Origin of the sequence: Bdellovibrio sp. NC01, from assembly GCF_006874625.1 — a bacterium.
Lineage (GTDB): Bacteria > Bdellovibrionota > Bdellovibrionia > Bdellovibrionales > Bdellovibrionaceae > Bdellovibrio.
The window spans coordinates 2,026,223-2,042,514 of sequence record NZ_CP030034.1; the positions used below are offsets into that span (position 1 = coordinate 2,026,223).

Consider the following 16,292-nt stretch of genomic DNA (forward strand, 5'->3'; position numbering starts at 1 on the left):
GTTCAGGTGATTTCCAAACCATGCTTCTTTATCGGCAATTCTTTAGAGAGGCTAAAGAATTGGATTTGGAAATCACTGGGCTTTTTTCGTTAAATATCAGAAAGGGATGCTTTTAATAGACACGCCTTCTGGAATTTGAGCTTTATCCAAATTCAAACGATCGTTTACGATTGGGATTATGACAGTCTTGTCGTCATCTCCCGCATTCAAGACTAGACGAAGCTGCACACCTTGAATCGCATTCGCATCTGTTGCGCCATCAATATTCCACATCGTTGCAATGCCATTTCTGAATTCGATCTTATCAGAATTGGGAGCGCTTGGGTCCGCCTCAAATTGAGCATCAAGGACACTGATCGCCCACCCTGGTTTGGCTACCATGTCCACTTGCAAACGTTGGAAAAACTGAGTCTTGGAAGCATATTTCAACAACAAGGCATTAGCCATACCTTGTGCCGGAGTTTGAAAATCCAAATCACGAGTCGAATCACCAGAGATAACTCCTAAGAAACGATAACCCAATTTTGAATTTGGAACTTCAAGGGCAAATGGATGGCGAACAACTTCGGAATTCGTAAAATCGTTAAAAGAAATAATCAATTTCCCTGTCGGCACATCATAAAGACGATAACCCGCCATCGCAGCACAACAGCCATCAAGTGACGTCAACATGTAGGAGCCAACATCACTAAAACCAAAATCAGTCGCAGTTTCTGACTTCGTATAAAGAGGTGTTGAAAAATTATTTCCGCCACGCACAGTCCATTTGATTGTGCCATTGATGCCATCTGCATTCGTGTATTCCTGGCGAGTCAAAAGACTATCAACCAAATACAATCCCGAATCTGAACCCCAATCCTGAACAACGTCGTAATTTTGAATGCTCTTTTCAGCAACATTCAGACCGTCATTGTTTTTAAAGTAACGAAATTTTGAAACACCAGAGGCTTGATAATAAATCGTTTGCGCAGCCAACGCTGTCACAGAAACCAAGAGAGCTGCGGCAAGCACAGAAGTTTTTGATTTTACACGAACCACAAGAAGACTCCTTCAAAGAAGTTTTGATTCAACTCTGAAATCAAAGCGTTCTTTGTAGGACTCTTCAAATAAAAAAGCACGGCTTAAAAATTTATAATGAGAATTTGCTGCTGCGAACTATTCCCACTCGATCGTTCCAGGAGGCTTGCTAGTCACGTCGTAAACGACGCGGTTCACACCTTTAACTTTGTTCGTAATCAAATTCGAAACTTCGCGCAGAAACTGGAATTCAAACGGATACCAATCCGCTGTCATACCATCACTTGAAGTGACCGCACGTAAAGCCAAGACGTGGTCATAAGTGCGCGAGTCACCTTGCACACCCACGGTTTTCACGGGCAACAACACACAGAAAGCTTGCCAGATTTTTTCATACAAACCTTGTCTGCGAAGTTCAGAAATATAAACGTCGTCAGCGTCTTTTAAAATGCGCAACTTTTCTTCAGTCACTTCACCTAAGACACGAATCGCAAGCCCCGGCCCCGGGAACGGATGACGCCATAACATCGCGTGTGGCAAGCCCAACTGTGCACCCAATGCACGAACTTCATCTTTAAACAGCTCACGCACGGGCTCCACAAGCCCTAGATGCATTTTTTCTGGAAGACCACCCACATTGTGATGCGACTTAATCGTGACACTGCCACCGACCGAAGAAACGCTTTCAATCACGTCTGGATACAAAGTACCTTGCGCAAGCCATTTGATTGGCAAATTGCGATCGTAACTTTTATCAAAGATTTCAATAAACACACGGCCGATGGTTTTGCGTTTATCTTCAGGATCGGTCTTACCTTTAAGAGCCGACAAGAATTCCTTCGAAGCATCAACGCCTTTGACGTTCAGACCAATTTCTTTATAAGAAACTAAAACATTTTCGAATTCATTTTTACGTAGAAGTCCATTATCAACAAAAACACAGTGCACACGTTCTGAACCCAAGGCTTGAGTTAACAGAGTGGCAACAACTGTTGAATCAACGCCACCACTTAAACCGACAAGAACATGATCTGTGGGACCAACTTGCTTGCGAACTTCTTGTAGCAAATGATCTTTGATATGAGGAGCATCCCAATCCGCCCTCGCTTTACACATGTCTTTGGCAAAGTATTGAAGCAAGTTTAAACCGTGATCTGTGTGCGCCACCTCTGGATGGAATTGCACCGCTAGCACGTCATCAGAACGCATTGCTGCTGGGTGATTCCCATCTGACATCGCGATGATTTTAAAACCCGGTGGCACCGCTTCAACAACGTCACCGTGACTCATCCAAACCTGTTGTTTCTTTGGAACTTCAGGCAGGGCTTCCGTCCATGTTACATAATTAAGACCATACTCGCGATGATGCGCCTTCGTTACTTTACCACCCAGTGAATGAGTCAGTAACTGCATACCATAACAAACGCAGAATAAAGGACTTATGTTACGAAGCTCCGGAATATTTCTTTGCGGAGAACCAGGTTCATAAACTGAATTAGGTCCGCCACTTAAAATAATTCCGTAAGGATTTTTTTTACGAATTTCCTCTGTTGGATATTGGTAAGAATGAATTTCAGAGTAAAATCCAAGCTCACGCAAGCGACGAGCGATTAATTGTGTAAACTGCGAACCAAAATCTAAAATAATAAAACCGCGCATCGTTTTTAACTTTCGATTCTATAGTTTGGAGCTTCTTTCGTGATGCTGACATCATGAACATGCGATTCACGAAGACCTTGTGCCGAAATCTGCACAAACTTCGCTTTCGATTGAAGTTCATCAATATTTCTTGCACCCAAATAACCCATACCAGATTTTAAACCACCAACAAGTTGATGAATCACGCCTGAAGCCGGTCCCTTGTAAGCGACCTTACCTTCAATGCCCTCTGGAACAAGCTTTTCGTTGTCTTCGATATCCATCTGACCATAACGATCTTTCGAACCGCGAGACATCGCACCAATCGAACCCATACCGCGATACACTTTATAAGAACGACCTTGGAAAAGAATCGTTTCACCCGGAGATTCTTCAGCACCTGCAAGCAAATTACCAATCATCACCGAGTTCGCACCCAATGCTAATGCTTTCGTGATATCACCCGAGAATTTAATACCACCGTCAGCAATCACCGTTTTACCGCGCGCTTTCGCAGCCTTCGCACATTCAACCACTGCAGAAATTTGCGGCATACCCACGCCCGCAACCACACGAGTCGTACAAATTGAACCTGGGCCTACGCCGACTTTAATCACATCCGCACCAGCATCAACCAATGCGAGCGTGCCTTCTTGAGTGACAACGTTACCTGCGATGATCATCACATCTTTGTGTTTCTGAGAAATGTATTTCACCATTTCCAAAACATTTTTAGAATGACCGTGAGCTGTATCGATACACAAAACGTCAACGTTTGCAGCGACTAAAGCTTCTGCGCGCTCTTTCGCATCAGCACCCACGCCAACTGCGGCGCCCACAAACAAACGACCGTGGTTGTCCTTTGTTGCTTGCGGATAGTTTTTAGCTTTTTCGATGTCTTTGATTGTGATCAAACCTTTTAGGCGACCTTTATCATCAACGACTGGAAGTTTTTCGATGCGATGTTTTTGCAAAATCTTTTTTGCTTCTTCCAGTGTTGTTCCCATTTTCGCTGTGACAAGATTTTCTTTCGTCATCAAGTTGCGAATCGGTTGATTGAAGTTTTCTTCAAAACGCAGATCGCGATTCGTTAAGATACCAATCAATTCACCTTTTACTGTGATCGGCACACCACTGATAGAATATCTTTCCATCAAATCAACCGCGTCTTGCACCATATGATCCGGTCCCAACGTCAGTGGGTCCATGATCATACCGCTTTCGTATTTTTTTACTTTTTCAACTTCAAGAGCTTGTTTTTCGATATCGAGATTTTTATGAATGATACCCAAGCCACCGAATTGCGCCATCACACGTGCAATACGATTTTCAGTGACTGTATCCATCGCCGCAGAAATGATCGGCGTATTCAGAAATTTTTCGCGCGCAAATAAAGATCTCGGCACTACTTCCGACGGCGTAATTTCAGAATATTGGGGAAGAAGAAGAATATCGTCAAAGGTCAGAGCGTAAGGTATCTCGCGTTCCATATCACTAACTCCTGGCAGGTTTAAATAATTCTGAGGGGATTCCCCTCAGAGTTCAACCAGAAGTAATGTCAGGAATAAGTTTTGGCGCGGCGGACTACTTTTCGTCGTACCAAGACTTATAAAGCAGGTAATTGTCTGCGGATTTTTCCAGCAACTGGACCTCTTCATCCGTCAACGGGCGCTTTACTTTTGCCGGACGACCTACCACTAAACTGCGCGGTGGAATTTCAGTGCCTTCCACTAAAAGAGAGCCAGCTCCAATTAAACAGTGCTCGCCGACTTTGACTCCATCCATCAAGATAGAGCCCATGCCGACAAGAGTCCCGCGGCCGACTTCGCAACCGTGAAGCATCACCAAGTGACCGATCGTCACGCGGTCCGCCAATGTTGTCCCGTATTTTCCATAAGTGCCGTGAATCACGGTGCCATCTTGAACGTTCGTTTCTTTACCAATACGAATCGGCATAACGTCACCACGAATCGTCACGTTGTACCAAATCGATGAACCTTTCCCGACCTGCACATCACCAATGAGGCGTGCATTATCAGCAATGAAAACATCAGCTTCAACTTTAGGTTCAGAGCCACGAGCTTTAACAAAAACACTCATTACGAAGTCCTTTTTGAAATAAAGCCCATGATAACATAATTTATTATTTAGAAACAGTATGAAGAGCGCCGTCGTCTTGCACCAGACGGAAACCGACTTGAGGCGAGCCACTCATAACATCACCCTTACCACGAAAACCTGGACGAAGACCGCCACAATACTCTTCAGAACAAAGATACGATCCACCTTTTTGCACGCGTTTGCGAACCGCAGGTTCATCAGGATCGAGTGCTGCCTCTGGACCTTGCGGATTTTTTACGACGCGCATTTTTGAAAGAGTTTTGTAGTAATCAGGTCGATACCAATCAGACGTCCACTGCCATACATTGCCAGTCATATCGTAAAGACCAAAGGCATTCGCCGGAAAACTTCCCACTGGCGATGGCCCTTGAAAACCATCTTCTGAAAGATTTTGTACAGGAAAATTTCCTTGCCAGAAGTTTGCCATAAACTTTCCTTGCGGATGAAGATCATCGCCCCAAGAATAAGTTTTGCGATCTAAACCGCCACGCGCCGCAAATTCCCACTCGGCTTCGGTTGGCAGGCGTTTGCCTTTCCATTGTGCATAAGCTTCCGCATCTTCATAGGCGATTTGTACGACCGGAAATTTTTCGCGACCACGAAGATCACTCTGTGGACCATCGGGATGTTTCCAGCTTGCACCTTTTTGCCAGTGCCACCAGATATGCCCACTGCTTTGCTCAACAGATTTTGGCGGATCAAAAACAACGGAACCAGGCTCTAGCATTTCCGCAGGAACATTGGGATAAGCAGAAGGATCAAGAGTGCGTTCTGCGACAGTGACGTAACCCGTGGCCTTGACGAACTCCGAATACTCTTCGTTCGTTACGGGATATTGATCCATCCAAAAGCCATCGACATGAACTTTATGAACGGGATGAGCATCTTCAGAATCAGGAGTCGCGTCCCCCATCCAAAATTCACCACCGTTCACCCACACCATTTGTCCGCTGAGTTCTGAAGAAGAACTTGAAGTTTTTTCGGCAACAGCGCCTTTTGTCGACGCCCAAAAGCCGCGACCCGAAGTTGAAGTGTCACTTGAACAAGCAAGACCTGAATCGGAATCCGTTTTCAGTGCTAAAGTTTTCTTATAAGCAATCACACTGCTGACAACCAACAAAACTGTGATCACCGCAATAGAGAGAAATAACTTTAACTTTCTCATACTTCCATTTTTTTCTGCCCGCACCGCTGCGGTCAATACATAAACAGATGAATTATAACACGCGTCCTACTACTCGGATACAACCCACACCAGGTCTCCGTTTTCCAAGACAAACTCGGAAGAAGGTCCAAGGATGCGGTTTTTGCCGCGCTCAACGCCAACGACAAGAACTTTGCGGTCCTCACGAAGTCGACTGTCGCGAATTGATTTGCCCACATAAGGATCTTCATTTTCGATAACAAACGAACTCAGTTGATATTTTCCACCGAATGGTTGAACCCAACGATGCTTTTCAGCGTCTTCATTGAGTTTACGATGAAGCTCGCTTAATTCTTCTTCGCTACCGAAACACACGATACGATCGAATGGCCATAAAACGAAATCACCGGTCGGCGCGAACACTTGTCGGTCTCCACGATTGATTGAAGCAATCGTGACGCCCATTTTTTCTTTGAATGAAAGTTCACGCAGACTTTTGCCGATCAAACTTGAATCCATACCAAGATCGAAAGTTTCAACCGAGGCATTCCACGGCAACAACGCTGGATCAAATTCCGCCGGGTTGTGAGTCTCTTTACCTTTTTCAGTCAAATTACGCAGGAATCTTTTTTCAAAAAATGCATAAAGTTTTTCACCATAAAGCATCGTCAAGAACACCGCGATCACAACAATCCCTGCAAGCGCTCCTGAAGCAATTGGCAACGAAACAAATTGTGCAATCATCACTGACAACAACAACACCGCAAGCAAGATTCGACCTAAAGTAATACCAGGCAAAAGAGATTGAATACGGCGAAGATCTTCAGCATCAACATCCTTACTTGGCTGACCTTGCAGCAGTCCCCAGAAGAAAGGTGCTGAAATCACCAAACAAATAATAAACGCAAAAGCACCCGCATGAGGACTTGCCTGAAGATGTTCATCAAGCTGGACCAGGACGAAACTTTTCATTCCAAAGATGATCGCCAAGATCACGATTGAGTTCAGAATAATTTTTACGCCATAACTTGAAGCGATCAGACCACCAATACTTTTTCCACCTTGGCGCTTGATAGAACTTGAATAGCTATCAAGTAGAATTTTGAAACGATCCGGGAATTTTGAATCCGTCCAGCGATAAATGCTTTCAGAAGATTTAATCAAATACGGAGTCGTAAATGTCGTAATTGCCGAAGCCGCGACCGCCAGAGGATACAAGAAGTCACTTGTCAGTTTTAAAGTCATACCTAATGAAGCAATGATGAATGAGAACTCACCGATCTGCGCAAGACTAAGACCTGCTTGCAACGATGTCTTACGCGATTGCCCTGATAGCAACGCACCTAAGTACGTACTTACTAATTTACCCAAGATCGTAACGATCGTGAACAGCGCCACAAGACCGCCATTGTCGCGAATGATCTTTGGATCAATCAACATACCGACAGAGACGAAGAACACGGCAGCAAACAAGTTCTTAACCGGATTCAATAGTTTTTCAATATGATGACCTTCCGGAGTTTCCGCAAGCAATGAGCCCATAACGAAGGCGCCCAAGGCTGGCGAAAATCCCGCGGCTGTGGCAATGATAACCATCACAAGACACAAACCGATTGCGACAACCAAAGTTGTTTCTTCATCCAAAAGATCGCGAATGTAACGTAAGAAAGCGGGCAAAAGGAAGATACCGAAAATAAACCAGACTAGAACAAGGAACACCATTCTAGTTGTGACAGCCACCACGTTGCCAATCTCAAAACCATTACTTGAAACAAGTGTTGGCAAAAGAACCAGCAATAAAACCGCGACCACGTCTTCAACAACTAAGATACCAAAAACCAGTTCAACCAGGCGACTGCCCTTCATGCCCAATTCTTGGAAGGCACGCACGATGATCGTCGTTGAAGAGACAGAAAGAATCGCACCCATGAACAAACTGTCTGCGGAATTCCACCCGATACTGCGCCCAACTAAGTAGCCAAGTCCCACCATGAAGAGAACTTCAAACACCGCAGTAAATCCCGCAGAGCCGCCGACTTTCACTAATTTTTTGAAACTAAACTCAAGACCTAAACCGAAAAGAAGAAAGATCACACCGATTTCGGACCACGTGTGAATGCTTTCTTTGTCTTGCACCGTTGGTAACCACGGCACGTGAGGACTTACTAAAAAGCCTGCGATTAAATACCCAAGAACTAGCGGCTGCTTTAGCTTTTTAAATAAAAGCGTGACCAACGCACCGATAAGAAGAATGAAACCTAAATCCGTGATAAGTGCTGGTAAATGAATCATGCTTTATTGTTTCAAGCATGATCACATAATTCAATTTGCAGTCCGGCATTTTTGCGAAATTTTATTCTGACGACTCACAGATGTGAGTCGGAATGATCGCTAATTCAAATAACCCATCTTGCCCGTCAAAGGCCCATGGTTTTGTGACTTCTGAATCTGTCCTTCAACTTCAGCACTCATCACACGGGAACGACCGATGAAGTTTTTTGTCGCGAACACTGGAACGTTCATATGAAGGCAGAAAGAAATCACTTCGTCTGCGCGAAGTTTCAACGAATTTAATTGCGGATGGCCGCTGATATACAGACGTAGATATTGATGTGCACCACGAATTTCAACAAACACCGCTTGTTTAATTTCGATGTTCAAAGAATTCATCAACATCTCTGCAAAACGATGCGGAGTCGATTGTGGAATTGTTTTATTCGACTGTGATAAAGCAACACCCGCCTCGATCGGACTGACCGCCACTGGCAAAGTGTATTGATGACCTTCATCTTTCAACAACAACATCGGACGAGATACATCACCCGTTACAGACAAACCGTAAGGGAACAAACGCACCAGGTCCTTTTGATGAAAAACTTCTTCATCTTGAGTCTCATTCGTGAAAATGATCTGAGCTTTAAGATTGTCAAAATCCAAAAGGTCTTTCATTACTGAATCAATTCTCCTCTGAACACTGCTGGGAACGCTTTTGTAATACGCACGTCAACAGTTTTACCGATCAAATCAGGCGAACCCATGAAGTGAACAAGTTTATTGCTTGTAGAACGACCCTGGATTTTTCCATGTTCGCGGTCCACTTGCTCTACCAAGATCTTCATTGTTTGACCTTCGTATTTTTTAACCCATTCAAACGCCATTTTATCGTGCGCTTCAAACAATCTGTTCAAGCGATCGAATTTCACGTCTTCAGGAAGTTGATCTTCAAACTTCGCAGCTTTCGTGAAAGGACGTGGTGAGTACGCAAATGCAAAGATAGTTTCAAAACCACCCTCTTGGCACATGCTGATTGTGTCTTGGAATTCTTCCTCTGTTTCACCAGGGAAGCCCACGATGATGTCTGTCGAGAACACCACGTTTGGAATTGTACGTTTCAACATCGCGATTTTTTCCAAGTATTCTTCGCGAGTGTAGTTACGATTCATACGCTCTAGGATACGCGTGTTACCACTTTGGAACGGCAAATGGATGTATTCCATCACCTTGTCGCCATTCGCAGCCATTGTATCGGCAAGCTTTTGATTGAAATCTTTTGGATGAGACGTCGTGAAACGAATGCGTTCAATATCAGTCTCGCGCGCCACTTTTTGCAACAACTCTGCGAAATCAACATCGCGATCGCCGTAAGAATTTACGTTTTGACCAAGCAACGTCACTTCTTTCACGCCACGAGTAACAAGCTCGCGCACGTCTTTCAGAATGTGATCGTAAGGACGAGATTTTTCACGACCGCGAGTGTAAGGCACAACACAGAATGTACAGAAATTATCGCAACCCTTAGTGATGTTCACGAATGTCGCAACACCTGGGTTACGCACCAAAGTGTCGATATTGTACGGAGCGCGATGTTCAAATTTCGCGTTCACGTGCTTACCACCCTCTGAGTAAGTTTTTGCAACCAAGTTTGGCAAATTGTCGATTTGATCCGTACCGAATACGAAATCGATCAACGGTTGTGATTTAATCAGGTTTTCTTTTTCTTGCTGACCCACGCAACCACCGATACCGATGCGCATGTCGGGATTTTTTTCTTTCATTTTTCTGAAAGTCCCAACTTCAGACATCACTTTGTGCACCGGCTTTTCACGCACGCTGCATGAGTTGATGATGATCAAGTCAGCTTCTTCCGGAGTTTTTACCGGTTCAAAATTTTGCATCTCTAGAAGTGAATACATACGTTCTGTATCGTTCACATTCATTTGGCAGCCGTAAGTAGAAATATAAACGCCACGACCTTCCCCCGTCTTTGGAGTTTGGTTTGCGCTTTCAGGATTTGCAGTCGTTTCAACAGTGTCAGCCACGGCCATTACCTCTTGTGTCTTTAAAGAGGTTGAGTTATAGACAAGGGCCTTAAAAATGTCAAAGTTCGAGGGAGGCTCCCACTCATGAATCCAAGACTTAAAAGTTCCAAAAAGTGGACAAAATTCCCGAAAGAATACTCAGATCAAATCCAGGCTGTTTTCAAAGAAAATTTTGCCCAATATCTCGACGAAGCTGAGTTGATTATCGAAGGTCGTATTTACTCCGAAGAAATTACGCTTCGCGTTGGTTATCACGAAGAAGGCCGTATTTCTCAGGCCAATTTCGAAGTTTCTATGAATTATTCTCAAGACGAGCAAGATGCTTTGTCACGCATTCACAATTGCGTAGATGCTGCTGCATCAATGATGATGGAATATTTCGAACAAGATGGCGAAGTCGATTTCCCTTATGTTTGGGCCGAGTATCCATTCCAAGGTAAGAAGTTGTATTTGCGTTTCTCGACTGAAAATTCATCTCTAGAAGCCGAAGCAGATAAGCTTTTAGGTCTTGATGGTGAAGCGATGGTTTCGGAAGAAACTGATGACGAAGATGCTTTGACTCGCGCGGAACAAAGTGAAGAGTTGTCACCACCACGCGATGAAGATGAAGACTTCGCAGATGAAGATTCTGAAGAAGAGGATGACGGTGATGATGACTCTGAAGACCGCGGCCCGCGCATGTTTGGCGGAAAAGGTAAGAAGAAAGTACACTAAACTCACGACGCAGAGCATTCTTGTATACTCTCTCCATCTTTTTACAGTAGCTATGAGTCCAAAAGGGGCACCAACTATGAAAAATATCGTTCTTCTATTCGCAGTACTTTTCGCGGCGGTTTCTGCTTCTGCTCAAACTCAACAGCAAGCACAACCACTTCGTGTTCACCCGAACGCTGATTACATTCGCACGGCACGTGTTCAACTTGAGAAAGACACTGAGCTAAAAATTTTGGAAAAATTAGAAGAGTCACGTCTTCGTGAAGAACGCGCTCGTATGCAAATGATTGAAGGTTCAAACTTCAGCGTTCAAAATCCAGCGCCAAACCAACCAGTACAAACTCAGACTTTCTAATAGTTAACCACAACAAAAGTCTCGCTCATAAGAAGGCTGCTTTGTTTATACAAAGGCAGCCTTTTTTATTTTTGATTACATCGCCCCAATCTGTCTCAACCTGAGTCGTTTTCAATCAGAATCCGGTCAAGATTTTTTAATTAGTGACCGAAAAGTTCTATATGAATCCCTGCACGTACTTGGTTGGAATCATTCTGGTTTTATTTGGGTTGGTGGCACACGCCTCACCGAACTCATTCACATATCAAGGCCGTATCTTAAAATCCGATAGCACTCCCCTTGAATATAATAACGTCAGCTTTCAATTTGAAATCACAACTCCGAATGGTCAGTGTATCTTGTATCGTGAGCAAATCGATCATGTCGACATGACGAACTCTGGCGGTGTGTTCGATGTTCCCATTGGTGGAGGCACACAGAGTTTTCCGGGCAATGGTATTTTCGTTTTATCAGATGCCTTCAACAACACTGGCAGTTTGAATTGTGATGGTGGCTCCACTTACAACGCGGCTTCATCTGATGAACGACGTTTGCGTGTGAAGTTTCATGATGGTTCAGGTTGGAAAACAATTTCCCCAGATAACGTCATCCGCGCTGTTCCTTATTCTTCGTATTCTTATTCAGCGGAACGCCTTGGTTCTAAAACAGCAAATGATTTCGTTTTAAAAGGTGATGTGAACGGCAACGTCACTTGCAATAGCGGAAACTTTTTAACTTGGGATGCAACAACCAAAACATTTGGCTGTTCCGGTGTTTCTGGTGCTAGTGGTGGGACTGTGACGAATGTCACTTCTGCAAATGCCTACTTAACCGTGACCAATGGTGCCGCAACACCAAATCTTACGTTGAATGTGGGTACTGTTGCTAACACGGTGGCTGCCGGCAATGATCCACGCATCGTGAATGCGATTCAATCAGGCGCAACTGCAAGTGGTGACTTAAGTGGTACCTATCCGGGTCCGTCTGTTGTTGCGATCCGCAGTATCGGTGTGGCTGCGACAACGCCGGCTTCGGGTCAGTATTTTAAATTTGATGGCACGAACTGGACGCCAACTGCAATTGCGATTGCTGACGTCACCAATTTATCATCAACACTTTCTGGCTATCATACTTCTGCTGCATTTAATACAGCAGTGGGTTCTGCCAACTGTGCTGCTTACGAAACTCCTTATTGGAATTCAGTTGCTGGTAAGTTTTTATGTCAGGCGATCAACGTGTCTTTGGCTGGCGACGTGAGTGGTTCCATTGGTGCCGCTTCCGTTGATAAGATCAAAGGTTACGACATTGATTTATCTTCTGCACCAACGAATGGTCAGGTTTTAAAATACAACGGTACGAAGTGGATTGCGGGTAATGACAACAACGGTGGCGGCACTGTGACTTCAGTTTCTGCGTCTGCCCCATTATCCGTCACAAATGGAACAACCACTCCTTCGCTTACGATTTCTCAAGCAACGACTTCGACAAATGGTTATTTGTCTTCTGCGGATTGGAATACTTTTAATTCCAAGCAAGCTGCGGGCAGCTACATCACTGCCTTAACTGGTGATGTGACAGCGAGTGGTCCTGGTTCAGCGACTTCAACGGTTGCGAAACTTCAAGGCTCAACACTGACTTTAACTGCGCCTGCAAATAAAGATTATTTGAAATTCAATGGCACAGCGTTCGTGAATTCACCTTTGGCAGCGAGTGATTTAAGTGGAACGATTCCAGCAGCGAATCTTCCTGCATTTACTGGTGATGTGACTTCTTCAGCCGGATCAACGACTTTAACATTGGCTGCGGCTGGTACTGCCGGAACTTACTATAAAGTAACAACAGACTCTAAAGGTCGCGTCACTTCGGGTGCTGCTTCTTTAGTTGCTGCCGACATTCCAGCGCTTGATTGGTCGAAAATCACGACTGGTAAACCAAATACATTAAGTGGCTACGGCATTATTGATCAATTGATCACGAATGCAGGTGGCACGCCTTCAATTCAAACAGGCCTTGATGCATCGAAACCTTCTTCCCCTTCTGCCGGTGCGATTTACTTCGCGACAGATTCAAAAGTTATTTATCAGTACAATTCTGGTGCGTGGGTCTCTATCGCTTCGTCATCAGGTTCGGGCGGTACCATCACAGGCGTCACAGCGGGCACGGGTTTGTCTGGTGGTGGCACATCTGGTTCAGTCACATTGAATCTTGCGAACACAGCGGTCACTGCGGGTTCTTACACTCGCGCTAATATCACAGTCGATGCACAAGGTAGAATCACTTCAGCTGCGAATGGCGCAGCAATCGATTTAACTTCCGATGTCACGGGAGCTTTGCCGATTGCAAATGGTGGTACGGGCGCAACTACAGCGTTAAGTGCATTCAATCTTCTTTCACCACTTACTACTAAAGGTGATATTTTAGTTCGTGATTCTTCTAATAATATTCGTCTAGCTGTTGGTACAAACGGACAAGTATTATCAGCGGACTCAACACAAGCGAGTGGTTTAAAATGGATTACTCCAAATGCAGGCACTGTCACTAATGTCACAGGCACTTTGCCGATCGTTGTTGCAACAGGTTCAACAACTCCAGCAATTAGTGTGAATGCCGCAACAACATCCGCTCAAGGTGTGGTGCAAGTGGGTTCGGGTATCGCAGTTTCTTCAGGAACTATCTCTGCAGACCCTGCGAACTTCCCGTCAGCGGTACCAACATCTAAAGGTGGTACGGGTGTTACGTCATTGACTCCGAATCGCTTGTTGGCATCTGACGGGACAGGCGCTACAGTTACACCGTTTACGTGTGGTCTGGGTCAATTGATCACATTTGATGCCAGTGGTATCGCAGGATGTGTGACCGCGACGTCTGCTGGGATGTTCGCTAAAGGTGGTAACGCTTTCGGTTCTGCGGCGGCACTTGGTACGACTGACAATTATAACTTGTCATTTATTACGAACAATACTGCGCGCATGACGATTTTGAATTCTGGTAACGTTGGTATTAACACAACGAATCCGGGCGCCAATCTTCACGTTGTTGGTGCGGCGGCATTTGAAAATAACACTGCGACTTCAAGTGGCCCGACATTTAGTTTTTGGAAAAATCGCAACTACGCCGCTGTTAATAACAATGACGAATTAGGTTTTATTTCCTTTTATGGTCATGATGGCACGGGCACATATCGTTCATCTTATATTGCCTCTCATGCAGACGGTGCTCCTGCCAGTGGAACTCATACAGTTAAAGGGCGTTTAGAGTTTTATACAACTGGCGCTGGCGCAAGTGATTCGACAGAAAGAATGCGCATTGATTCTGCTGGTAACGTCGGCATCGGTACAACTTCTCCGACAGAGTCATTAAGCGTCTATCGCGCCAATGCAACGGCGACAGTTGGGATTACCTCTGATAACACTTCAACAAATACAGCTCGCTACCCTGCTATCAGTGTGACTAACTTCATGGGCAGTCCCACAACTGGTAATGGTGGCAATCCAAGTTTTAACTTAACAAATTTTCGCGGCTCATCCGGTGCACCGGCCGCAATGAAATCTGGCGAATCATTGGGTGCGTTTGTATTCAATGGTTCAAGCGACACTTCCGGTAACTACATTGAAGGTGCTGCGATTTGGGCCAGCACAACACAGAACTATTCTTCAACTGCAGCTGGTACACAACTTCAGTTCTACACGACTGCAAACAATACGATCACGGCAACTCCACGCATGACAATTGACCAAAGTGGCTACGTCGGTATCGGTTCAAGTATGACAACACCGACTTACCCACTTGATGTCAGTGGCATCATTCGCTCTTACGGCACGACTGCCGGTGGCGCCGCCGTGAATGTCCAAGCCACAAACGCTTCCGCTTATTCAACGGTGGATCTGGTTTCAGACAATCGTCGCTATCAAGTCGGTACAGGTGGTTCGTCAACATGGGCTAACGGAAGTTGGTATCTTTGGGATGCGACCGCGAGTCTTCCAAGAATGGTTGTTAATTCATCTGGCTATGTTGGCGTTAACACGCAATCACCACAATATAACTTTCAGGTTGTAGGAAATGCTGCTGGCACAACAAACTGGATGAATCTGGTGAACAACAATGCCACTGGTGCAACAGGCGTCCTGTTCTCGAATGACGGAGCTAGTTATGGCGTCATCACGATGAATAGTTCTGGTCAAACCGGCTGGAGTGGCGCGAACTCACTAAACATTATCAATCAGTATAGCGCTCCAATCGCGTTCTTTAATGCTGGCGGTGAAAAAATGCGCCTTGCTAGCAACGGCTATCTTGGTATCGGAACCACAACTCCAGCAGCAGCACTTGACGTCAATATGAACCTTCCAGCTGCTGGCCAAGCTCCCCTTCGCATTCGCAACTCTGCAACCTCTGGCGGCTCACGCTTTTGGCAAATTGGTCCCGACGGAAACGGCAGTGGTAATTTTATTGTCTATAATGATCTTCAACAAGGTGCTTACATCGTATACGGACAGACTGCATGGAGTGCCTCTTCAGATAGACGTTTGAAAAAAGAAATCACTCCGATTGAAGATGGCTTGAATAAGGTCTTACAATTGAACGGTGTTACTTATCGTTATAATCGCGACAAAGAAACAGATCCACGCAAAGCCGGCGTGATCGCTCAAGACGTTGAAAAAGTTTTGCCAGAAGCTATCACAAAAGATGATAAAGGCTTCTTAAGCGTGAAATACACAGAGATCATTCCACTGGTTATTGAGGGTCTTAAACAAATGTACTCTCAGGTCCAGTCGCAATTCGCGGAACAAAAACGTGAAATCGCCTCGTTGCAATCGCAATCGAACGATAAAGCTTCCAAGACTGAAGTGCAGGAGTTACGTTCACAAAATGCACAATTGAAACAAGAAAACGAGTTAATTAAAGCTTATCTTTGCAATAAAGATCCTCACGCTTCTTTCTGTCTCAAACATTAGAACTCGTGGAACATTTTCTCATAATAATACTGTCAAGAATTCATGAATTTTGA

Annotated in this window: 11 protein-coding genes; 3 read left to right on the forward strand and 8 right to left on the reverse strand. The window is 44.8% G+C overall.

Annotated elements, in window-relative coordinates; all coding sequences use genetic code 11:
* Positions 1 to 96: 96 nt before the first annotated feature.
* The 8 genes from DOE51_RS09755 to miaB all read right to left on the reverse strand — a co-directional run bounded on the left by DOE51_RS09755 (position 97) and on the right by miaB (position 10,239).
* Positions 97 to 1,038, reverse strand: a complete 942-nt coding sequence (locus tag DOE51_RS09755) for a hypothetical protein (RefSeq protein WP_142696379.1) — start codon at positions 1,036 to 1,038, stop codon at positions 97 to 99.
* A gap of 117 nt (positions 1,039 to 1,155) precedes the next feature.
* Positions 1,156 to 2,676, reverse strand: a complete 1,521-nt coding sequence (guaA, locus tag DOE51_RS09760) for a glutamine-hydrolyzing GMP synthase (RefSeq protein WP_142696380.1) — start codon at positions 2,674 to 2,676, stop codon at positions 1,156 to 1,158.
* Positions 2,677 to 2,681: 5 nt separating this feature from the next.
* Positions 2,682 to 4,145: an IMP dehydrogenase gene (guaB, locus tag DOE51_RS09765; protein ID WP_142696381.1), complete on the reverse strand. Its 1,464-nt coding sequence runs from the start codon at positions 4,143 to 4,145 to the stop codon at positions 2,682 to 2,684.
* 94 nt (positions 4,146 to 4,239) lie between these two features.
* Positions 4,240 to 4,755 (reverse strand): gamma carbonic anhydrase family protein, encoded by a 516-nt coding sequence (locus tag DOE51_RS09770; protein WP_142696382.1) that lies wholly within the window; start codon positions 4,753 to 4,755, stop codon positions 4,240 to 4,242.
* Between the two features lie 43 nt (positions 4,756 to 4,798).
* Positions 4,799 to 5,941 (reverse strand): formylglycine-generating enzyme family protein, encoded by a 1,143-nt coding sequence (locus tag DOE51_RS09775; protein WP_142696383.1) that lies wholly within the window; start codon positions 5,939 to 5,941, stop codon positions 4,799 to 4,801.
* Positions 5,942 to 6,010: 69 nt separating this feature from the next.
* The gene (locus DOE51_RS09780; protein ID WP_142696384.1) at positions 6,011 to 8,212 is read right to left on the reverse strand and encodes a cation:proton antiporter; all 2,202 of its coding nucleotides are present in this window, start codon (positions 8,210 to 8,212) and stop codon (positions 6,011 to 6,013) included.
* Between the two features lie 99 nt (positions 8,213 to 8,311).
* Positions 8,312 to 8,869, reverse strand: coding sequence for a bifunctional nuclease family protein (locus DOE51_RS09785; protein WP_142696385.1), 558 nt, complete (start codon positions 8,867 to 8,869; stop codon positions 8,312 to 8,314).
* Positions 8,869 to 10,239, reverse strand: a complete 1,371-nt coding sequence (gene miaB / locus DOE51_RS09790) for a tRNA (N6-isopentenyl adenosine(37)-C2)-methylthiotransferase MiaB (protein ID WP_246845022.1) — start codon at positions 10,237 to 10,239, stop codon at positions 8,869 to 8,871. The genes DOE51_RS09785 and miaB overlap by 1 nt, the downstream gene beginning before the upstream one ends.
* A gap of 84 nt (positions 10,240 to 10,323) precedes the next feature.
* Here miaB and DOE51_RS09795 point away from each other — a divergent pair, with 84 nt between their 5' ends.
* The 3 genes from DOE51_RS09795 (at position 10,324) to DOE51_RS09805 (ending at position 16,239) form a co-directional block, all read left to right on the forward strand.
* Positions 10,324 to 10,953, forward strand: coding sequence for a hypothetical protein (locus tag DOE51_RS09795; RefSeq protein WP_142696387.1), 630 nt, complete (start codon positions 10,324 to 10,326; stop codon positions 10,951 to 10,953).
* 76 nt (positions 10,954 to 11,029) lie between these two features.
* Positions 11,030 to 11,308: a hypothetical protein gene (locus DOE51_RS09800; protein ID WP_142696388.1), complete on the forward strand. Its 279-nt coding sequence runs from the start codon at positions 11,030 to 11,032 to the stop codon at positions 11,306 to 11,308.
* 161 nt (positions 11,309 to 11,469) lie between these two features.
* The gene (locus tag DOE51_RS09805; protein WP_142696389.1) at positions 11,470 to 16,239 is read left to right on the forward strand and encodes a tail fiber domain-containing protein; all 4,770 of its coding nucleotides are present in this window, start codon (positions 11,470 to 11,472) and stop codon (positions 16,237 to 16,239) included.
* The last annotated feature ends 53 nt before the right edge of the window (positions 16,240 to 16,292 follow it).